Source organism: Streptomyces sp. NBC_00376 (assembly GCF_036077095.1).
Classification (GTDB): domain Bacteria; phylum Actinomycetota; class Actinomycetes; order Streptomycetales; family Streptomycetaceae; genus Streptomyces.
Genome location: NZ_CP107960.1, coordinates 7,831,364 through 7,849,251, shown reverse-complemented (window position 1 = coordinate 7,849,251; position 17,888 = coordinate 7,831,364). Strand labels below are relative to the sequence as shown.

The window sequence follows — 17,888 nt, the reverse complement described above, 5'->3', positions numbered from 1 at the left end:
TGCGGGTGTCCGCCGCTTCACCGCTCCCCCAGTGGGGTCGGGGCTGCCGGATCGCCGTATGCCGCAGTGCCTCGTGGGTAGGAACGGCAGCGGGGAGACGCCGTCGACGGAAAGCGGGTTGCCTTGTCTTTTCTCACCATCGGACATCGCGGAGTGATGGGTGTCGAGCCGGAGAACACCCTGCGCTCGTTCGTCCACGCGGAACGGGCCGGAATGGACGTGATCGAGCTGGACCTTCATCTGAGCAAGGACGGCGCGCTGGCCGTCATGCACGACGCCGATGTGGACCGTACGACCGACGGCACCGGGGCGATCAACGAGAAGACCCTGTCCGAGCTGCGGGAACTCGATGCCGGACAGGGCGAGCGGGTGCCGGTCTTCGAGGAGGTGCTCGACGCCGTGCGGTCCCCTGTGCAGGCCGAGATCAAGGACGCGGCGGCGGCCCGCGCGCTGGCCGAGGTGATGCTGAGACGCGATCTCGTCGACCGGGTCGAGGTGTCCTCGTTCCACGACGAGGCGGTGGCCGAGATCGCCCGGCTGGTGCCGGGGGTACGGACCGTGCTCATCGCCAGCCGCTGGCAGGGCGATGTGGTGGACCGGGCGAAGGCGGTGGGGGCGGCGACGCTGGCGCTGAACATCCGCCGCCTCACCCTGGAGGTGGCCGAACAGGCGCACGCCGAGGGGCTGAAGGTCATCGGCTGGGTGGTGAACACCCAGGACCATCTGCGGCTGGCACGCGCCCTGCGGCTGGACGGCGCGACCACCGACTACCCGGAGATCCGCCGCGCCGGCCGCTTCACCGCCTGATCACGGTCCCGGTCAGACGAGGTCCTTGACCAGCAGTTCGAAGGCGAGGTCGTCACGCTGCGGAATACCGAAGCGCTCGTCGCCGTACGGGAACGGGCTGAGCTCTCCCGTACGGCGGTAGCCGCGCCGCTCGTACCAGGCGATCAGCTCCTCGCGCACCGAGATCACGGTCATGTGCATCTCGCTCACGCCCCAGCTCTCCCTGACGGTGCGCTCGGCCTCGGCGATGATCACCTTGCCGAGCCCCGCCCCCTGCAGTCCGGGACGGACCGCGAACATCCCGAAGTAGGCGGCGTCGCCGCGGTGTTCGAGCTGGCAGCAGGCGACGAGCCCGCCGTCGCGCTCCACCACGAGCAGTCGGCTGCCGGGCGCTTCGAGGACCTGACGCACACCGTCCGGGTCCGTCCGCTGCCCCTGCAGGATGTCCGCCTCGGTGGTCCAGCCGGACCGGCTGGAGTCCCCGCGGTACGCCGACTCGATCAGCGTCACCAGCGCGGGCACATCGGCGTCGGCGGCGTCACGGAAGGTCAGCTGTCCCGGGTCCTGGGCGGGGGCGGTGTCCATGGGCGTGGCTCTCCGTTTCTGTGCTGTGGCCGTGCCGGAGCAGCGTAACCCGGCTGTCCCGAACTAGATTCGGGCGCATGGTTCATGTGCTGAGCAGCCGGATCCTGTTGCGCCCGGCCGATCCCGAACGGTCCCGCGTCTTCTACGGCCAGTCCCTCGGACTGCCCGTCTACCGGGAGTTCGGCACCGGCCCCGAGCGGGGCACGGTCTACTTCCTCGGCGGCGGCTTCCTGGAGGTGTCCGGACGCGCCGCCGAGCCGCCGGTGCCCGGCCTGCAACTGTGGATGCAGGTCGCGGATGTGCGGGCGGCGTACGAGGAGTTGTCGGCCCGCGGCGTCGAGGTGCTGCGGGAGCCGGTTCGCGAGCCGTGGGGGCTGATCGAGATGTGGATCCGCGATCCGGACGGGCACCGGATCGTGATGGTGGAGGTCCCGGCGGACCATCCGCTGCGGTATCGCCCCTGAGCCGACGCGGTGGCGCCGTCAGTGCGGGGCGCGGCTGCGCCGCGCGCAGTCGACGAGCACGGGCAGGGCCTTCGCAAGGCCACCGTCGTCGTCGGCGAAGGGAAGTCGCACGTGGTGGCGGAAGCCGTCCACGGCGGAGAAGGCCGGACCGGGGACGATCAGTACGCCCGCGCGGCGGGCCAGCTGGGCGGTGGCTTCGGCGTCGGCGCCCGGGATCTCCACCCAGAGGGCTGAGCCACCGGCGGGGCGTTCCCACCGCCAGCCGGTCCGCTGCTCGCTCAGCAGCCGTTCGGTCTCCGCCAGACGTTCGCGCAGCCGGGAGCGGCGCCGGGCGCGGGCCTCGGGCAGTTGCCCCAGCAGCTTCACGGCGAGCATCTGATCCACCACCGGGCACGACAGGTCGACGGACCTCTTGATGTCGGCCAGGCGCCGGATCACGGTGGTGGAGGCCCTGATCCAGCCCAGCCGGAGGCCGCCCCAGAAGAGCTTGGACAGGGTGCCGACGGTGGCCGTGGCGGCGGGCGGCAGCAGGCCGGCGAGGGAGCGGGGCGCGGCGTCGTCGAGCAGGGACAGTTCGGCGTAGGCGTTGTCCTCCACCACGTACAGGCCCTGTTCGGCCAGTACGGCGGCCCAGGCGCGGCGGGTGGGCTCGTCCATGCCGCGTCCGGTGGGGTTGTGGACGGACGGTTGCAGATAGACGAGGCGGGGCCGGACGTGGCCGGCCAGCCGGGCCAGCGCGCGGGCGCCGTGCGCCCCGCCCGCGGGCAGCGGGACGAGCCGGGCGCCTCGGCCGCGCAGCGCTTCGAGCGCGCCGCGGTAGGTGGGGTCCTCCACGATCACCGTGTCACCGGGTTCGACCAGGCCCTGGGTGATCAGCCAGACGGCCTGCTGGGATCCGGCGGTCACCAGGATCTGTTCCGCAGAGGTCGGCAGGCCCGCCGAGCGGTGGTACTCGGCGATCCCCTCGCGGAGCTCGGGCAGCCCGTACGGGAGGTACCCGTCGCCGGCCAGCGCGGCGGTGAGGTCACCGGCCGACAGGTCACCGACGGCCGCCGCGACCGCGGGCAGGCCGTCAAGCGCCCCGCTGGACAGGTCGATGCCGCCGTCCCTGGTCCCGAAGCTGGCCAGCCGCCCCTCGGTCGCCGGCTCGCCCACCGCGCCGGAACCCCGCAGCCGGGAGCCGCTGCCCTGCCGGCTCTCCAGCCACCCCTCGGCCTCCAGCAGTCCGTACGCGGCCGTCACCGTGGAGCGGCTGACGCCCAGCGCCGTCGCCAGGGCGCGCTGGGAGGGCAGCACCGTGCCCGGTGCCACGTCGCCGCGCTGCGCCAGCTCGCGCAGCGCCTCGGCCAGCAGTCGCGGCATCGCGCCCGTGCCGTCCTTGGACCACCCGGTGAGCAGACGGGACAGCCGGGTGGGAGGAATGCGGTCCATCCCTCCATCATCTGCGGTCCGTGCGCTCGTCATCGCCCGCCGCAGGCCAATTGCCCCCAAGTGGTCTTTGCCGCCCTCCGGCGGCTCGCACATGATCGGGAGAACGCCGTTGCAAAGGAGCAGGAACATGGCGACCGTGGTGCTCGTCGGGACGTTGGACACCAAGGGGGCGGAGTACGAGTGGCTCGCGGCGCGGCTCCGCGAAGCGGGCTGCGACGTGGTGCTCGTCGATGCCGGGGTGATGCCGTCGCCGGCGGGCACGGTCGCGGGTGACATCGACGCGGCGGCCGTCGCGCGACGCGCCGGGCACGGTCTGGAGGCGCTGCGCGCCGGCGGGGACCGCGGTGCGGCGGTGTCCGCCATGGCCGACGGGGTCGAGCGGATCGTCGGTGATCTGCACCGCGAGGGGCAGCTGCACGCGGTGCTGGCGGTGGCCGGGAGCGGCGGGTCGTTCATCGCCGCGCGTGCCATGCAGGCGCTGCCCATCGGCGTCCCGAAGGTGCTGGTGTCCACCATGGCCGGCGGGGACGTGTCGCCGTACGTGGGCAGCAGCGACATCACCATGATGTACAGCGTCGTCGACGTGGCGGGCATCAACTCGGTGTCCTCGCAGATCATGGGCAACGCGGTGGCGGCGGCGGCCGGCATGGCCATCCACCACGAGCGGAGCCTGAACGAGTCGCGGCCCCAGGGGCGCCCGCTGATCGGCGCCAGCATGTTCGGCGTCACCACGCCGGCGGTCGACGCCGCCCGCCGGCGGCTGGACGAGCTGGGCTACGAGGTCCTGGTCTTCCACGCCACCGGTGCGGGCGGCCGGGCGCTGGAGAAGCTCGCCTCGGGCGGGTTCCTCGCGGGTGTCCTGGACCTGACCACCACGGAGCTCGCGGACGAACTGGTCGGCGGCGTGCTGAGCGCCGGCCCCGACCGGCTCACCGCGGCGGGCCGGACCGGCGTGCCTCAGGTGGTCGCGCCCGGCGCGCTGGACATGGTCAACTTCGGCCCCGCCGACACCGTTCCGGAACGCTTCGCGGATCGCCGGCTGCTCGTGCACAACCCCACCGTCACACTGATGCGCACCACGGCCGAGGAGATGACCGGACTCGGCGCCTCCATGGGGCGGAAGCTGGCCTCGGCGCACGGCCCGACCGCGGTCCTCTGGCCGCTGGGCGGCATCTCCGCCGTGGACGCCCAGGGCGGGCCGTTCCACGATCCGGAGGCCGACGCGGCCGGACTGGCCGCCCTGCGCGCCGCCCTGCGGGGCAGCGCCGTCGATCTGCGCGAGATCGGCGCACATCTCAACGACCCGTCGTTCGGCGTCGCCGCCGCCGACCACCTCCACCAGCTGATCAGCACCCAGGAACGTTCGCACCCGAACGTCTGAACCTCGCATCCGCACGTCGCAGCGGCGAGAAACCCACCGACCGAATCAGGAGTCCATCCGTGAACCGCAACCAAGCCCTGTCGCGCCTGACCGAGCAGGTCGCAGCAGGCAAGGCCGTCATAGGCGCGGGCGCAGGCACCGGCCTGTCCGCCAAGTGCGCGGAGGCCGGCGGCGTCGACCTGCTGATCATCTACAACTCCGGGCGGTACCGGATGGCCGGGCGGGGCTCGCTGGCGGGCCTGCTTCCGTACGGCGACGCCAACGCCATCGTGCTCGACATGGCGGGCGAGGTCCTGCCCGTGGTGCGGGACGTCCCCGTGCTCGCCGGGGTGTGCGGCACCGACCCGTTCCGGATCATGGGCAACTTCCTCGACCAGTTGAAGGCCATCGGCTTCACCGGCGTGCAGAACTTCCCCACCGTCGGGCTCTACGACGGCAGGTTCCGCGAGAACCTGGAGGAGACCGGCATGGGCTTCGGTCTGGAGATCGACATGATCCGCCAGGCCCACGAACGCGATCTGCTCACCGCGCCCTATGTGTTCGACCCCGAGCAGGCCGCCGAAATGGCGCGGGCGGGTGCCGATGTCCTCGTACCGCACGTCGGGTTGACCACCAAGGGGTCCATCGGCGCCTCGACCGCGCTCACGCTCGATCAGGCCGCCGCCGCCGTGCAGGAGATGCACGACGCCGCGAAGCGCGTCAATCCCGACATCGTCGTGCTCTGCCACGGCGGCCCGATCGCCGAACCGGAGGACGCCCGTTACGTCCTGGAGCACACCTCGGGGATCGCCGGTTTCTTCGGCGCCTCTTCCATGGAACGGCTGCCCACGGAGCGGGCCATCACCGAGCAGGCACGCGCCTTCAAGTCCCTCACTCTCGGCTGACGAGAGGGCGAATCGGCCGGCGGGAGGACGAAGACGCAGCGCGCGGCGGGAAAACGCTCCTGCCGCGCGCTCCCCTTGTACTTCAGTGCGCCGCGTACGACGGTCCCTGTCCGGGCATCGACCAAGGGGAACCGCGTCGTACGGCCAGGGGGAGGTGCGCTGTGCACGGATCGGCGATGTCGGGCTGGCTGCTGATGGCCTTGTGCGCGACGACGGGTGCGTACTGCCTGCTGCGCACCCGCGGCGAGACCGGGGAGGGGCGCAGGACCGCGCGTGCGGAGGCGCTGATGGGGTTCGGCATGGCCGCCATGGCGGTCCCGGCGGCCGTCGTGACACCCCCCGAGTGGGCATGGGCGGTGTACGCGGCGCTGTTCGGGGCCGCCTCGTTGCGCGCGCTGTGGTTCTCGCGGCGCAGCGGACACCATCTGCACCATCTCGTCGGGTCCTCGGCGATGGTCTACATGGCCCTGACGATGGCACCGGGCGGCGCTGCGGCGCACGGCGGACACCTGGGACACGGGGTCGCGGCGGCCGGGGGCGTCCCTGCGCTGACCGGGCTGCTGCTCGCCTACTACGCGGTGTACGTGCTGCGGTCGGGGGCCCGGCTGATACCCGTGGCCGCCGCTCCCGTCCCGGCGGGCGGTGGCGGTGGCCCGGCCGGCGGCTCCTGGACCGCGCGGCCCGAGATGGCGCTCGCCTGCCGGCTGACGATGGGGATGGCCATGTTCGCGATGCTGCTCGCTCTGTGAGACAGCCGGCCGGTCAAACCGTGGTCTGCGTCACTTGCCGCGCACAGCCATACCCGTGGGTACCGCACCCCTCATAGGCTGACGTCATGTTGGTCTCCCTCGCACTGCTGCTGCTCGGTGCACTGGCCGCCGTCCTGACCCCGCGGCTGATGGCCAGGGCCCGATGGCCGGAGCGCGAGCCCGTCGTGGCGCTGTGGGTGTGGCAGTGCGTGGTGGCCGGGGTGCTGCTCTCGTTCGCGCTCTCCATGACGTTCAGCGCGGCCGCCGCCTGGCAGGCGGTGCGCGGGCATGTGTTCGCGCCGGCGCCGCACGCGGTGGTGGAGGCCTACGCGTTGGGCGGGCACGGCCGGTGGTCCGCCGCCATGGCCGTGCTGCTGGCGCTCGGCGGGCTGTGGTCGGCGGTGATGCTGACCCGAGAGATCCACCGGGCCCAGGTGCGTCGCAGGCAGCGGCGCGCCGAACTCCTGATGCGTGCCCCGCTGATGCCGGGCGAGAAGCCCGGCAGCGGACGTCTCGTCGTGCTGGAGGGCGAGCGTCCGGACGCCTGGTGGCTGCCGGGCTCCGCGCCTCAACTGGTCATCACCACCACGGCACTCAGGCGCCTGAAAGGCCGTCAGCTGGATGCGGTGCTGGCCCATGAGCAGGGGCACGCGAACGCACGGCACGACTGGCTGCTGCACTGCTCCGGCGCGCTGGCGACCGGGTTCCCGCAGGTACCGGTGTTCGCGGCGTTCCGCGACGAGATGCACAGGCTGGTCGAACTGGCCGCGGACGACGTGGCGTCGAAGCGCTTCGGCCGGCTGACGATCGCCCTGGCCCTGGTGGAACTCAACGAGGACCGGGGCGTGTTCGGCCCCTGCCCGGCGCCGGACGCACAGTTGCCGCTGCGGGTGAACCGGTTGCTCACCCCGGCCGACCGGCTCACCGCGGGCCGTCGGCTCCGGCTGACCGCGGCGGCCGCGCTGGTGCCGGTGGTCCCGCTTCTGGTGGCCTTCATTCCAGGACTCAGCGCGCTGCGATAGCCAGGGCCGCCGGCCTTCCGGGAAGATCGCCCCATGCCGTCCACGCAGCTCCCCCCACCGGTCCCTAAGCGTTCCCGTGTCACACCGTTCAGAACGGGTGCGGTCTGCGCGCTTCTCGCGCTGGTCGTGCTGATCCTCGTCGCCGTGCGCTGGTCACCGCTGATGACGCTGGACCGTACCGTCGCGGACGCCCTGCACCGCAGGGCGGTGGCCGAACCCGGCCTGGTCCACGTGAACCGGATCCTGACCGACTGGGCCTGGGATCCATGGACCATGCGCGCCCTGATCACGATGGCGGTGGTGGCGCTGTGGTGGCGCGGAGAACGGCTGCTCGCGGTGTGGGTCGCGGCGACGAGCGTGCTGGGCACTCTGGTGCAGCAGGGGCTGAAGTCCGCGGTCGGCCGGGAGCGGCCGCAGTGGCCGGACCCGGTGGATTCCGCGCATTACGCGGCGTTCCCGTCCGGTCACGCGATGACGGCGACGGTGAGCTGCGGCCTGCTGCTCTGGCTGCTGCGCCGGTACGGCGTCGGGCCCCGGCTGTGGCGGACGGCGCTGGTCGTGGCGTGCGTCTCGGTCGTCGGGGTGGGCCTGACCCGCCTCTACCTGGGCGTGCACTGGCTGAGCGACGTAGTGGCCGGCTGGCTGCTGGGGGTATCCCTGGTCGCCTTCGCGATCGCCGGATTCGCCCGGTACGAGCGGCGCGGCGAGCCCCGGGCGCCCAGCCGTTCCTGAGCCGGCCCCGACCGGCCGCGTCCCGCCCTCCCCCTCGCCGAGCGATCCGCCTTGTCGAGCCGCCCCCGTGCCGGGGAGGATCGCAGCCATGCAGATCAAGGGTGTGCTCTTCGACTTCTCCGGGACTCTCTTCCGTATCGAGTCCGTCCGGTCCTGGCTGCGCGCGGTCCTCGCCGAGCAGGGGGTGACGGTGGGCGAGGCCGACTTCGAACGGTACGTGGGCGAGCTGGAGGCCGCCGGAGCACTGCCGGGCGGCCCGCCTCCCCGGCACGTCCCCGCCCGGCTCGCCGACGCGTACGCCACCCGTGACGAGAGCGCGGAACTCCACCGGGAGGCGTACACCGGGCTGGCCCGGCAGGTGGCCCTGCCGGATCCCGGCCTGTACGACGCGCTGTACGAGCGGCATCGGACACCGGCCGCCTGGGAGCCGTATCCGGACGCGGCGGAGGTGCTCGGCGCGCTGCACGACAGCGGAATCCGGATCGGCGTGGTCAGCAACATCGGCTGGGACCTGCGGCCGGTCTTCCGGGCGCACGGTCTGGACCCCCTGATCGACACCTATGTGCTGTCGTACGAGCACGGCGTCCAGAAGCCGGACTCACGAATCTTCCACACCGCCTGCACAAGTCTCGGGCTGGATCCGGCGGACGTGGTGATGGTCGGCGACGACCGGAACGCGGACGGCGGGGCCGCCGCACTGGGCTGTGACGTGCGGTTTGTGCACCATCTGCTGGTGGCGGAGCGGCCTGACGGACTGCGGACGCTCGGACTGGTGCCGGGCGTTGCCTGACAGACATGTGAGAGATGTCCCTGACGCCCAATGGGTCTGATTGTCACATCGTGGCCTTAGCCTGTATGCATGTCCCGTTCTCCGTGCTCCTCCGACTCCACGCGCACCGCCGCCGTGGTGAACAAAGAGATCCGTGAGCTGTGGCAGCGCTCGGGCGGCTGCCTGTCCCCCGAGGACGAGGAGCAGTACCAGCGCCTGCTGGTGGAGTGGGCCGCTGTGACGAGCGGCGGCGGCAGGTCCGCCGCCTAGCACCGCGGCACCCCGCACCGCGCTGTCCCGCAGGGCGGTGGATCCGCCCTGCGGGACACCTTCCGTTTCGCGGTGGATCCGGCCGGGTGGAGGTTCCGGTCGGGTGGTGGTTCCAGTCCTGTAGTGGATCCGTTCAGGTGGCGGATCCGGTCGGGCGTGGGATCCGGTCAGGCAGTGGATCCGGTCGGTCAGCGGTCGAAGTAGTCCGGCTGGGTCTGCACGTTGAGCTCGTCCAGCCGCACCCTCTTCGCCGGGTCGGTCCGCCGGTCGTCGAGCTTCAGGACGTCGAAGCCCTTGGCGATGTCGTTGGAGTAGATGTAGCCGTTGTAGTAGTACGCCGACCAGGGGCCGGCCGTGGTGACGGCGTCGGTGCTGACCGGGCCGCGCTCGAAGTAGCCGATCTCCTTCGGCTTCGACGAGTCGGTGAAGTCCCAGACCGACACCCCGCCCTGGTACCAGGCCTGGACCATCAGGTCGCGGCCCTTGACCGGGATGATCGAGCCGTTGTGGGCGACGCAGACCTCGGTGTCGGCCTGCGGGCGGTCGATCTTGAAGTAGCTGCGGAAGACCAGCTTGCGGTGGTCGCCCTTGCCGACGATGTCGTAGATGCCGTTGGCGCCGCGCTTCGGGCCGATCTCCTCGTTGCAGGTGGCCGCGCCACCGCCGCCGAGCTCATCGGTGAAGACGACCTTGTCCGTCGTCTGGTTGAACGTCGCCGAGTGCCAGAACGCGAAGTTCACATTGTCCTGCACCCGGTCGATGATCTTCGGGTTCTCCGGGTCCTTGATGGAGAACAGCAGCCCGTCGCCCATGCAGGCACCCGCGGCCAGGTCCTTCGAGGGCAGCACGGTGATGTCGTGGCAGCCGGTGGTCTTGGAGACGCCCGGGTTGTCCGGGGCACCCGGGTTGCCGCCGTCCGGGAAGAGCACCGGGAAGTTCACGACCGCTGCCTTCTCGGGCGCGTTGCGCGGCACCTTGATGACGGAGATGCCGTCGTGCGGCGGCTGGCAGTCGGGGAACGTCGCGCTCGGCGAGTACGAGGAGACGTACACGTACACGTTCTTGCGCTCGGGAACCAGTGTGTGGGTGTGCGATCCGCACGCGGTCTCGACGGCGGCGACATACTTCGGGTTGCGCTTGTCGCTGATGTCGAAGACCTTCATGCCCTCCCAGGAGGACTTCTCCGTGGCGGGCTGGGTGGTGCTGGTGCAGGAGTTGTCGCTGCGCGAGGAGTCGGTGGACAGGAAGAGCAGGTTGCCCGAGACCGATATGTCGTTCTGCGAGCCGGGGCAGAGGACCTGCGAGACCGTCTTCGGGGCGCTGGGGTTGCTGATGTCGAAGATCCGGAAACCGTCGTAGTTTCCGGCGAAGGCGTACTTCCCCTGGAAGGCCAGGTCCGTGTTGAGGCCCTTGAGCGCGTCCTTCGGGACGTTGGCCAGATGAGTGATGTTGGAGCTGTGGACGATCTCGTCCACGCCTGGTACTTCGCCGCTCTCGATCGCGGCCTTGGCCTCGGCCTTCTGGGCGGCGGAGACGCCCGTCCGGGCCTCACCCCGGTTCCCGGGGTCGGGCGTCGCGGCCGCGGGTCCGGCCATCAACAACGTGGCCAGCAGGCCGGCGGCTGCCGTCGCCACGCCCAGCCGTCTGCGCCGCACCGGGCTCGTGTGCAACGAAATCACTGCGTCCTCCCATGGATCCGAACGTAGTTGAACGGTTCACGGACCTCGGCAGTATCGTCCTTGTCATGGTGATCCCAACAGATGGCAACAGAGACGTAATGAAAGTTTCTGATCGCTGCCGCGCGGAAGCGTGTTAGGACGGTCGGCAACCACCCCATATGGCCATGGAGGTCCACTTGTTGATCCGCCGTCAGACCATGTGTGTACGTAGCTCCGCTCTTGTCGCAGTAGTCGTTTCAGCCGTTCTCGCCCTCGCCGCGTGCGATGCGGGGGGCGGCGAGAACCGCACCAAGGCCCAGGTGGGCGGGGGTCCTTCGGTGGTGGCCCCCGGAAAGCCGGGGGAGCCCGCAAGGACGCTCTCCGCCGAGGAGGCCGCGAAGGCCGCCGGGGACGACAGCCCCAACTCGGCCGACTACCGCTATGCGCAGATGATGATCCAACACCACGCCCAGGCCCTGGAGATGGCCCGACTCGCCCCGTCGCGTTCCGGCTCCTCCTCGGTCAAACGGCTCGCCGAGCGCATAACCGCCGGCCAGAAGCCGGAGATAGGCGCCATGGAGGGGTGGCTCACGCACAACGGCGGAGCGAAGCGCAAATCAGCCCATGACCACTCGGCGATGCCCGGGATGGCGACCCCGGCCCAGCTGGAGAAGTTGCGCGCGGCGGACGGCGCGGCCTTCGACAAGCTCTTCCTGAAGTTGATGATCACCCACCACCAGGGGGCGATCACGATGGCGACCGAGGTGCTCGCGGAGGGGAACAACGTGCAGATCGAGGAGATGGCCGGCGACGTCGTCGCACAGCAGACGGTGGAGATCAACCGAATGCGCACGATGTCGTCCTGACGACGGCCCCGGCGCGCCTCTCCCCCGCTCCGCCCGCCGGTGCCATGCTGGAGGCATCCTCCGGGAAGAGGTGCGCCGTGCTCCGTGTCGCCGTCGTCGGCTCCGGCCCCAGCGGGGTCTACACCGCCCAGGCCCTGGTCGCGCAGGACCGGGTTCCCGATGTCCGGGTCCATGTGCTGGACCGGCTCCCCTGCCCGTACGGCCTGGTGCGTTACGGCGTCGCGCCGGACCACGAGAAGATCAAGTCGCTGCAGAACAGTCTGCGGACCGTCCTGGAGCATGAGCGGATCACCTTCCTCGGGAACGTCGAGGTGGGCGGGGGCGGGATTCCGCCCGAGCGGCTCGGCGAGCTCTACGACGCGGTGGTCTACTGCGTCGGGGCCGCGACCGACCGTTCGCTCGCCGTCCCCGGTGAGGATCTGCCCGGCAGTTTCTCCGCCACCGAGTTCGTCTCCTGGTACAGCGCACACCCCGACGCGGCGGCCGACGGCTTCCCGCTACGGGCGCGTTCGGCCGTGGTGATCGGGGTCGGCAACGTGGCGGTGGACGTGGCGAGGATTCTCGCGCGGAGCGCACAGGAGCTGCACCCCACCGACGTGCCGCACGGTGCGCTCGGCGCACTGGCGGGCAGCCGGGTGCGCGAGATCCACATGGCGGGCAGACGCGGACCGTCACAGGCCAGGTTCACCACCAAGGAGCTGCGCGAGCTGGGCAGCCTGCCGCAGGCCCGGGTCCTGGTGGACGAGACGGAGCTCGCCCTCGATCCGGCGTACGCGAATCCGTCCGCCCAGCAGGCCCCCGCCCTGTCCTCACCGCCGAACGCGCCGCCCCCGACGGCGGCGGCCCGGCGCAATGTCGAGGTCCTGCGCGGCTGGGCCGCGGCCGGCAGCGAGGGCGCGGGCCCCGGCGGGCATCTGCCGCGCACCATCCGCCTGCGGTTCTTCCTCCGCCCCGTCGAGCTGCTGGAGCGGGACGGCCGGGTGGCCGGGGTCCGGTTCGCCCGGACCGTGCCGGACGGCAGCGGGGGTGTGCGCGACGCCGGTACGTACGAGGACATCGACGCCCAGCTCGTGCTGCGGGCGGTCGGCTACCGGGGGATCCCGCTGCCCGGACTGCCCTTCGACCCGGTGCGCGGGACAGTGCCGCATCTGGCGGGGCGGGTGCTGCGGGACGGGGTGCCGTCACCCGGGGAGTACGTCGCCGGGTGGATCAAGCGGGGGCCGACCGGGGTGATCGGCTCGAACCGCTCGTGCGCCAAGGAGACGGTGGCTTCGCTGCTCGACGACGCCCCGCTGCTCGCCGGGCACCCATCGGTACCCGATCCGGTGGCAGCGCTGCGGGCGTGGGGGCTGCGTCCGGTGGAGTGGGACGGCTGGCTGTCCATCGAGCGGGCGGAGGCTGCGCTCGGCCGGTCGCTGGGCCGGGAGCGGGTGAAGATCCCGGACTGGGCGGGGCTGCTGAACGCCGCACGGGACAGCCTTTAGGCCGTCTCGTCTCTTTTGGATCATCGACCGGCATACTGGGCGCCATCCAGAATACGGCCGGAAGCAGATAGCGTGAAATCCGACATATTTCGCATCAGTGCAAGCATTGCAGCTGCCACCGTGACGGCACTCGCGCCGTCCTCTTGCGGGGCAGAAAAGCCCGTCGTCACTCCAAAGGCCGTAACTCATTCCGAACTGGTCGGCCGATGGGACGGGGAGCGGAAATGCGGATCGCCGACAGTTCGACTACGTGACGATTACACTTTTTCCAGCAAAAACTTTCCGGTCGAGTGGGACGGCCCCGTGCCGGACGCGCAGGTGACACGCCGTTCATCCGACGGGAAATGGCATGGGGTCAACAAAGACCCTGGCCTGTCGCCCTATCTGGTACTTCGTTTCAAGAATCACAACGACATCCAGACTCTGCAATTCTTTTTGGAGCGTGGAGAGCTGCAGATGGACGGGACTGTCGACGCGGGCGGGGGAGACCCCTATCCCTACCCATGTCACTACAAACGCACTTCTGTCGACCCTGAGGCCCAGGACGATTCTTTCGGATCACCTCGCTGACCGGATGAAGATGGCAGCGAGATGGAGTCCGGCAAGGTCGATGGTGGCGGTCTCGACCGTGTTGCGTTGTTCGTAGGCGTCGCGGCCGAAGACCGGTGGCCTGCCGCCGCAGCTGCCAAGGCGTTTGCGGTTGGCGGCCCGGTCGGCGGGCTGTGGGATCACGGCCCGGATTCCGCGCCGGCGGAGACGGGAACGGATCGGGCGGGACGAGTAGGCATTGTCGGCCAGGATCATGTCCGATGTGGTCTTGGGCCGGCCGATGGGCCGGGGCACCCGTAAGCGGGCCATGACCTCGTCGGAAACGGCCTAGCGGTCCTCGCCGACGCGCCGGAGCTGCCGGTTCGCCGCATCGAGGACGCTGTCGAGGAGCCCGGGGAACAGCGCGTCCAGGTCGTCTCGCCGCAGCCCGTTCATCTTGGCCGTGCCACGGTAGATCTGCTGGACGATCCCGCTCTCGCGCAGCACCCGGAAGTGGTGCGTGGAGGTGGACTTGGAGACCGGCAGTTCGAAACAGGAGCAGGTGAGTTCGGCGTCGGCGGCGGCCAGCTCACGGACGATGCGCAGTCGCATCGGGTCGGAGAGTGCGTGGAGCACCCCCTCGATGCGGATCTCGTCCCGCGCGGGGTGGTCGAGCACGCGACCGCCCGCCTCGGCGGTACTCGTGGCAGGGGCGCTGGTGGCGGTCACGTCGGCTCCACTTACTGGGGTTGCTGGGATCCTTCTTGGTCGGACCCTTCATAATACGAGGTTCGTCGTAGTTCTACATCCATCGGACAGGGCCGCCGCGCCTCTTTACTCACCCGTCGCGCCCGGGCGACTTCACCGCACGCACCGGATCTTCGCCCTCCCCCACCGACACGCGCACCGCCTCGGCCCACTGCTCGACGACCAACGTCGGCTGGTCCCCACCGCCAACATCCACTACCGGCCGACCGGTGGATCGTCCGGCGCGGAAGCCGAACTCCCTTACGGCACAAGGCGACAGACTCCGCCCCGAGCCGGTCCACCGATGCCCCGGCATCCGGGTTCCGGGACGATCGGGCGCATGAGCGGATGGACCGGACGCACGCCGAGGTGGGTGGTCGCACTCGTGACGCCTTACGTCGCGGTCCTGCACCGGGTGCAGCGCGACTGCGGCGGGCCGCCCCGGCCCGGGGCCCCGTGACGCATCGCAGCGTGCGGGGACCGGCCGGGGCGGTGCGGGGTCTCAGACCGCGCGGAGGTACTGCTCCGGCTTGCGGAGTTCGCCGCCCAGTTCACGGGCCGCCTCCTGGGCCCACGACGGGCTGCGCAGCAGTTCGCGCCCGAGGAGGACGGCGTCGGCCCGCCCCTCGGTGATGATCTTCTCGGCCTGCTGCGGCTCGGTGATCAGGCCCACCGCCGCCACCGGCAGCGAGGTCTCGGCCCTGACCCGCTCGGCGAAGGGGACCTGGTACCCCGGCCCGGTCGCGATGCGGGCGCGCGGGGCGTTCCCGCCGCTGGAGACGTCCAGCAGGTCGACCCCGTGGGCCTGGAGTTGCGCGGCCAGCCGCACGGTCTCGTCGACCGTCCAGCCCTCGCGGTCGTCCTCGTCGTTCTCCGTGAGCCAGTCCGTCGCGGAGATCCGGAAGAGGACGGGCAGCTCCTGCGGCCAGACCTCACGCACCGCGTCGACGATCTCCAGGGCGAGGCGGGTGCGGTTCTCGAAGCTGCCGCCGTACTCGTCGGTGCGCCGGTTGCTGTGCGGAGAGAGGAACTGCCCGATGAGGTAACCGTGGGCGCCGTGCACCTCGGCGACCTCGAACCCGGCGTCGAGAGCGCGGCGCGCGGCCTCGCGGAACTGGTCGACGACGCCCCGGATCTCGTCCACGGTCAGCTCGTGCGGCACGGGGTGACCGTCGTCGAACGGCAGCGGGCTGGGGGCGACGGGCGTCCAGCCGTGTGCCTCCGGCCCGACCGGCCCGCCGCCCAGCCAGGGGGCCGCCGTGGAGGCCTTGCGCCCGGCGTGCGCGAGCTGGATGCCGGCGACCGAGCCCTGCCCCTTGATGAACGACGTGATCCGGCGGAGGGCGGCGACCTGGGTGTCGTTCCAGATGCCGAGGTCGGCGGGGCTGATCCGGCCCTCGGGGCTGACGGCCGTCGCCTCGGTGAGGATGAGCCCGGTGCCGCCGATGGCTCGCGCCGCGAGATGGGCGAAGTGCCAGTCGGTCGCGACGCCCTGGTCGGGCCCGTCCGGTGCGGCGCTGTACTGGCACATGGGCGCCATCCAGACCCGGTTGGGGATGACCAGCGACCGCAGGGCGCAGGGCTCGAAAAGGGCACTCACGTCGGACTCCGTTTCGACAGGTACGGAAGAATCGTTAGTACGATACATCCCGTACTACGACGCTCGTCAAATTACGATGACTCTCGTACCACCCGGAGCGTGATGTCGGCGTCCGCGTCATAGCCCTGGGTCCAGCTGCGCCCGGCACCGGACTTCCAGGTGACGTGGACGGTGGCACCGTCGACCCTGACTTCGTCCACCGTCATGGCCCGGTCGCCGTCCCGTACGTCCCCCCGACGCAGTTCGCGCGCCTCGACCGTGACGAGCTCCGCCGACCGCGCGCTGTCGGCCTCGTCCGCCGCGAGGGTGAGCGCCGCCGCCAGCTCCCGGGCCCGGGCGGCGGTGCAGATCAGCGACAGCTCCCCCGAGGGCGCCTCGACCCTGATCCCGACCCGTGCTCCGACGGGGTTCACCGCCACGCCTGCCGCACGCCCCTCGGCGTCCTCGATCCCGCTCGTCATCGCTCCACGCTTCCTCTCGCCCGACCGGATTCTTTCCTCGGACCGAATTCTTGCCTTACGTCCGGCCGGTTCTCGAATCCCGTGTCCGGCCGGTCGGGGCGCGCGCCGGCCTGCGACTATTGCGTTGCGGACCGCCCGGGGGGCTGCGTAGCGTCACCGGCCATGACGACCCCCGCCCTGCACACCGCACGCCTGCGCCTGGCGCCGTACACGCCGGACGACGAGGAGGACTTCGTCGCCCTCTTCCAGGACACCCGGGTATCCCGCTGGATGGGGGAAGGACCCCAGAGCGAGACGGAGGACCGTGCCCTGTTCGGGCGGATCTTCAGCACGGTCTACGCACAGGATCTGTTCGATGTCTGGGCGGTCCGGCACGAGGGGCGGTTCGTCGGCCATGCGGAGATCAAGCCGTCGGCGGACGTGGGCGGCCACGAGATCGTCTACGCACTGGCCACCACCGCCTGGGGGCAGGGGTTCGGCACGGAGATCGCGCAGGCACTGACCGGGTACGGATTCGACGCGCTCGGGCTCACCGAGGTGCATGCCACGGTGGCCGCCGACAACACCGCGTCGCTGACGCTGCTGGGCCGGATCGGCTTCCGGCATGTCCGGGACACCGTGGAGGAGGACGGCAGCACGACCCGGGTCCTGACCCGCCCGGCCGCCTCCGGCTCCGCAGGGGCCGGTCAGCCCCGGTAGACGTCCAGACGGCCGCACATGCCGAACTTTCCGTACGCGGAGGGCTGTTCGGCGTGTACACAGGCGTCGGCGAGGTAGTCGCCGTCACCGCGCGCCACGGCGTCGAGCTGGGCGCCGGTCACCTCGGAAGCGGCGGCGGCTCCGCGCTGCCAGCGCCCGCGCCAGTCCTCGGCTCTCGGGCGTACGAGCGCTGCCGCGGCCCGGTGGAATGCGGCGAGCGGCTCGGGGTCGCCCGCTTCGGTGGCCTGACACAGGGCGAGAAAGCCCTCCACGGCGAGATCGCGGCGGGCGCGGGCGGCCCGCGCCTGATCCGCTTCCGGGCCGCCGACTGGCAGGGCGACCGACGCCCGGTAGACATCGGGGTCCGCCAGCCGGTCCGGCGGCAGGGTGAGTACGGCGTCGCCCGCCTCCGGCAGTCCGCTGTTCTCCATGAGGACGACGATGCGCAGCCCGTCCTCGTTGACGAGCCGGTGGATCGTGCCGGGCGTGAACCAGACCAGCGCGCCCGGTGCCAGCGGTGTCTGCCGGAACCCCGACGCGGTGAGGGTCTGCACCGAGCCCGTGCCGCCGACCACCACGTACCCCTCGGAGCAGGTGAGGTGGAGATGGGGCGTCCCGCCGCGCAGGCCGTCCGCCGTGGGCCAGTCGTACACCCGCAGGTGGGACACGGCGACGGCGCCGGGCAACCCTTCGAAGGTCGGCACAGCTGCTCCTCGGTCTCGGCTCGGCAAGCGCTTTCCACGCCTGCTGCACCGTACCCGCGCCGGCCACG

At 71.2% G+C, this 17,888-nt stretch carries 20 protein-coding genes and 1 pseudogene; 13 read left to right on the top strand and 8 right to left on the bottom strand.

Features of this window, described 5'->3' with window-relative positions; translation table 11 throughout:
* The first annotated feature begins 156 nt into the window (after positions 1-156).
* Entirely contained in the window at positions 157-807 is a 651-nt protein-coding gene (locus tag OG842_RS35220; RefSeq protein ID WP_266735059.1) for a glycerophosphodiester phosphodiesterase, read from the top strand.
* 12 nt (positions 808-819) lie between these two features.
* On the opposite strand, the gene OG842_RS35215 is transcribed toward OG842_RS35220, so the two are convergent.
* Entirely contained in the window at positions 820-1,371 is a 552-nt protein-coding gene (locus OG842_RS35215) for a GNAT family N-acetyltransferase (RefSeq protein WP_266735060.1), read from the bottom strand.
* 77 nt (positions 1,372-1,448) lie between these two features.
* Between OG842_RS35215 and OG842_RS35210 the strand changes: the two genes are divergently transcribed.
* The gene (locus tag OG842_RS35210; protein ID WP_266735062.1) at positions 1,449-1,835 is read left to right on the top strand and encodes a VOC family protein; all 387 of its coding nucleotides are present in this window, start codon (positions 1,449-1,451) and stop codon (positions 1,833-1,835) included.
* 18 nt (positions 1,836-1,853) lie between these two features.
* Here the strand turns inward: OG842_RS35210 and yczR are convergent, their stop codons facing one another.
* Positions 1,854-3,266 (bottom strand): aminotransferase-like domain-containing protein, encoded by a 1,413-nt coding sequence (yczR, locus tag OG842_RS35205; protein WP_266735064.1) that lies wholly within the window; start codon positions 3,264-3,266, stop codon positions 1,854-1,856.
* 127 nt (positions 3,267-3,393) lie between these two features.
* On the opposite strand from yczR, the gene OG842_RS35200 reads away from it, so the two are divergent.
* From OG842_RS35200 to OG842_RS35170, 7 genes are all read left to right on the top strand, one after another.
* On the top strand, positions 3,394-4,647 hold the full coding sequence (locus tag OG842_RS35200; protein ID WP_266735066.1) for a Tm-1-like ATP-binding domain-containing protein: 1,254 nt from the start codon (positions 3,394-3,396) through the stop codon (positions 4,645-4,647).
* 59 nt (positions 4,648-4,706) lie between these two features.
* The gene (locus tag OG842_RS35195; protein WP_266735068.1) at positions 4,707-5,531 is read left to right on the top strand and encodes a phosphoenolpyruvate hydrolase family protein; all 825 of its coding nucleotides are present in this window, start codon (positions 4,707-4,709) and stop codon (positions 5,529-5,531) included.
* Positions 5,532-5,692: 161 nt separating this feature from the next.
* Positions 5,693-6,280 carry a DUF5134 domain-containing protein gene (locus OG842_RS35190; protein ID WP_266735070.1) on the top strand — a complete coding sequence of 196 codons (588 nt, stop codon included), beginning with the start codon at positions 5,693-5,695 and terminating at the stop codon, positions 6,278-6,280.
* Between the two features lie 86 nt (positions 6,281-6,366).
* Positions 6,367-7,302, top strand: coding sequence for a M56 family metallopeptidase (locus OG842_RS35185; protein WP_328512599.1), 936 nt, complete (start codon positions 6,367-6,369; stop codon positions 7,300-7,302).
* 33 nt (positions 7,303-7,335) lie between these two features.
* Complete coding sequence (locus OG842_RS35180) at positions 7,336-8,034, top strand: phosphatase PAP2 family protein (RefSeq protein WP_266735073.1); 699 nt, start codon at positions 7,336-7,338, stop codon at positions 8,032-8,034.
* An 88-nt stretch (positions 8,035-8,122) separates the two neighbouring features.
* Positions 8,123-8,824, top strand: a complete 702-nt coding sequence (locus OG842_RS35175; RefSeq protein ID WP_266735074.1) for an HAD family hydrolase — start codon at positions 8,123-8,125, stop codon at positions 8,822-8,824.
* 69 nt (positions 8,825-8,893) lie between these two features.
* Positions 8,894-9,073: a hypothetical protein gene (locus tag OG842_RS35170; protein ID WP_266735076.1), complete on the top strand. Its 180-nt coding sequence runs from the start codon at positions 8,894-8,896 to the stop codon at positions 9,071-9,073.
* Positions 9,074-9,261: 188 nt separating this feature from the next.
* On the opposite strand, the gene OG842_RS35165 is transcribed toward OG842_RS35170, so the two are convergent.
* On the bottom strand, positions 9,262-10,752 hold the full coding sequence (locus OG842_RS35165) for an LVIVD repeat-containing protein (protein WP_266735078.1): 1,491 nt from the start codon (positions 10,750-10,752) through the stop codon (positions 9,262-9,264).
* Between the two features lie 158 nt (positions 10,753-10,910).
* On the opposite strand from OG842_RS35165, the gene OG842_RS35160 reads away from it, so the two are divergent.
* From OG842_RS35160 to OG842_RS35150, 3 genes are all read left to right on the top strand, one after another.
* Positions 10,911-11,597 carry a DUF305 domain-containing protein gene (locus OG842_RS35160; protein ID WP_328512598.1) on the top strand — a complete coding sequence of 229 codons (687 nt, stop codon included), beginning with the start codon at positions 10,911-10,913 and terminating at the stop codon, positions 11,595-11,597.
* 77 nt (positions 11,598-11,674) lie between these two features.
* Positions 11,675-13,081 (top strand): FAD-dependent oxidoreductase, encoded by a 1,407-nt coding sequence (locus tag OG842_RS35155; RefSeq protein WP_266735082.1) that lies wholly within the window; start codon positions 11,675-11,677, stop codon positions 13,079-13,081.
* A 72-nt stretch (positions 13,082-13,153) separates the two neighbouring features.
* A complete protein-coding gene (locus OG842_RS35150; RefSeq protein ID WP_266735084.1) occupies positions 13,154-13,651 on the top strand; it encodes a hypothetical protein in 498 nt (165 codons plus the stop codon).
* Positions 13,652-13,702: 51 nt separating this feature from the next.
* Here the strand turns inward: OG842_RS35150 and OG842_RS35145 are convergent.
* The 4 genes and pseudogenes from OG842_RS35145 to OG842_RS35130 form a co-directional block, all read right to left on the bottom strand.
* Positions 13,703-13,954: pseudogene (locus tag OG842_RS35145) on the bottom strand (IS5/IS1182 family transposase); the annotation flags it as partial.
* A gap of 3 nt (positions 13,955-13,957) precedes the next feature.
* Positions 13,958-14,338 (bottom strand): ArsR/SmtB family transcription factor, encoded by a 381-nt coding sequence (locus tag OG842_RS35140; RefSeq protein ID WP_266735085.1) that lies wholly within the window; start codon positions 14,336-14,338, stop codon positions 13,958-13,960.
* Positions 14,339-14,858: 520 nt separating this feature from the next.
* Complete coding sequence (locus OG842_RS35135) at positions 14,859-15,956, bottom strand: NADH:flavin oxidoreductase/NADH oxidase (RefSeq protein ID WP_266735086.1); 1,098 nt, start codon at positions 15,954-15,956, stop codon at positions 14,859-14,861.
* Positions 15,957-16,027: 71 nt separating this feature from the next.
* Positions 16,028-16,417 (bottom strand): hypothetical protein, encoded by a 390-nt coding sequence (locus OG842_RS35130; RefSeq protein WP_266735087.1) that lies wholly within the window; start codon positions 16,415-16,417, stop codon positions 16,028-16,030.
* A 162-nt stretch (positions 16,418-16,579) separates the two neighbouring features.
* On the opposite strand from OG842_RS35130, the gene OG842_RS35125 reads away from it, so the two are divergent.
* Positions 16,580-17,116, top strand: coding sequence for a GNAT family N-acetyltransferase (locus tag OG842_RS35125; RefSeq protein WP_266735088.1), 537 nt, complete (start codon positions 16,580-16,582; stop codon positions 17,114-17,116).
* Here OG842_RS35125 and OG842_RS35120 read toward each other — a convergent pair.
* Positions 17,104-17,820 (bottom strand): cupin domain-containing protein, encoded by a 717-nt coding sequence (locus OG842_RS35120; RefSeq protein ID WP_266735089.1) that lies wholly within the window; start codon positions 17,818-17,820, stop codon positions 17,104-17,106. The two genes, OG842_RS35125 and OG842_RS35120, sit on opposite strands and share 13 nt — an antisense overlap.
* Positions 17,821-17,888 lie beyond the last annotated feature (68 nt).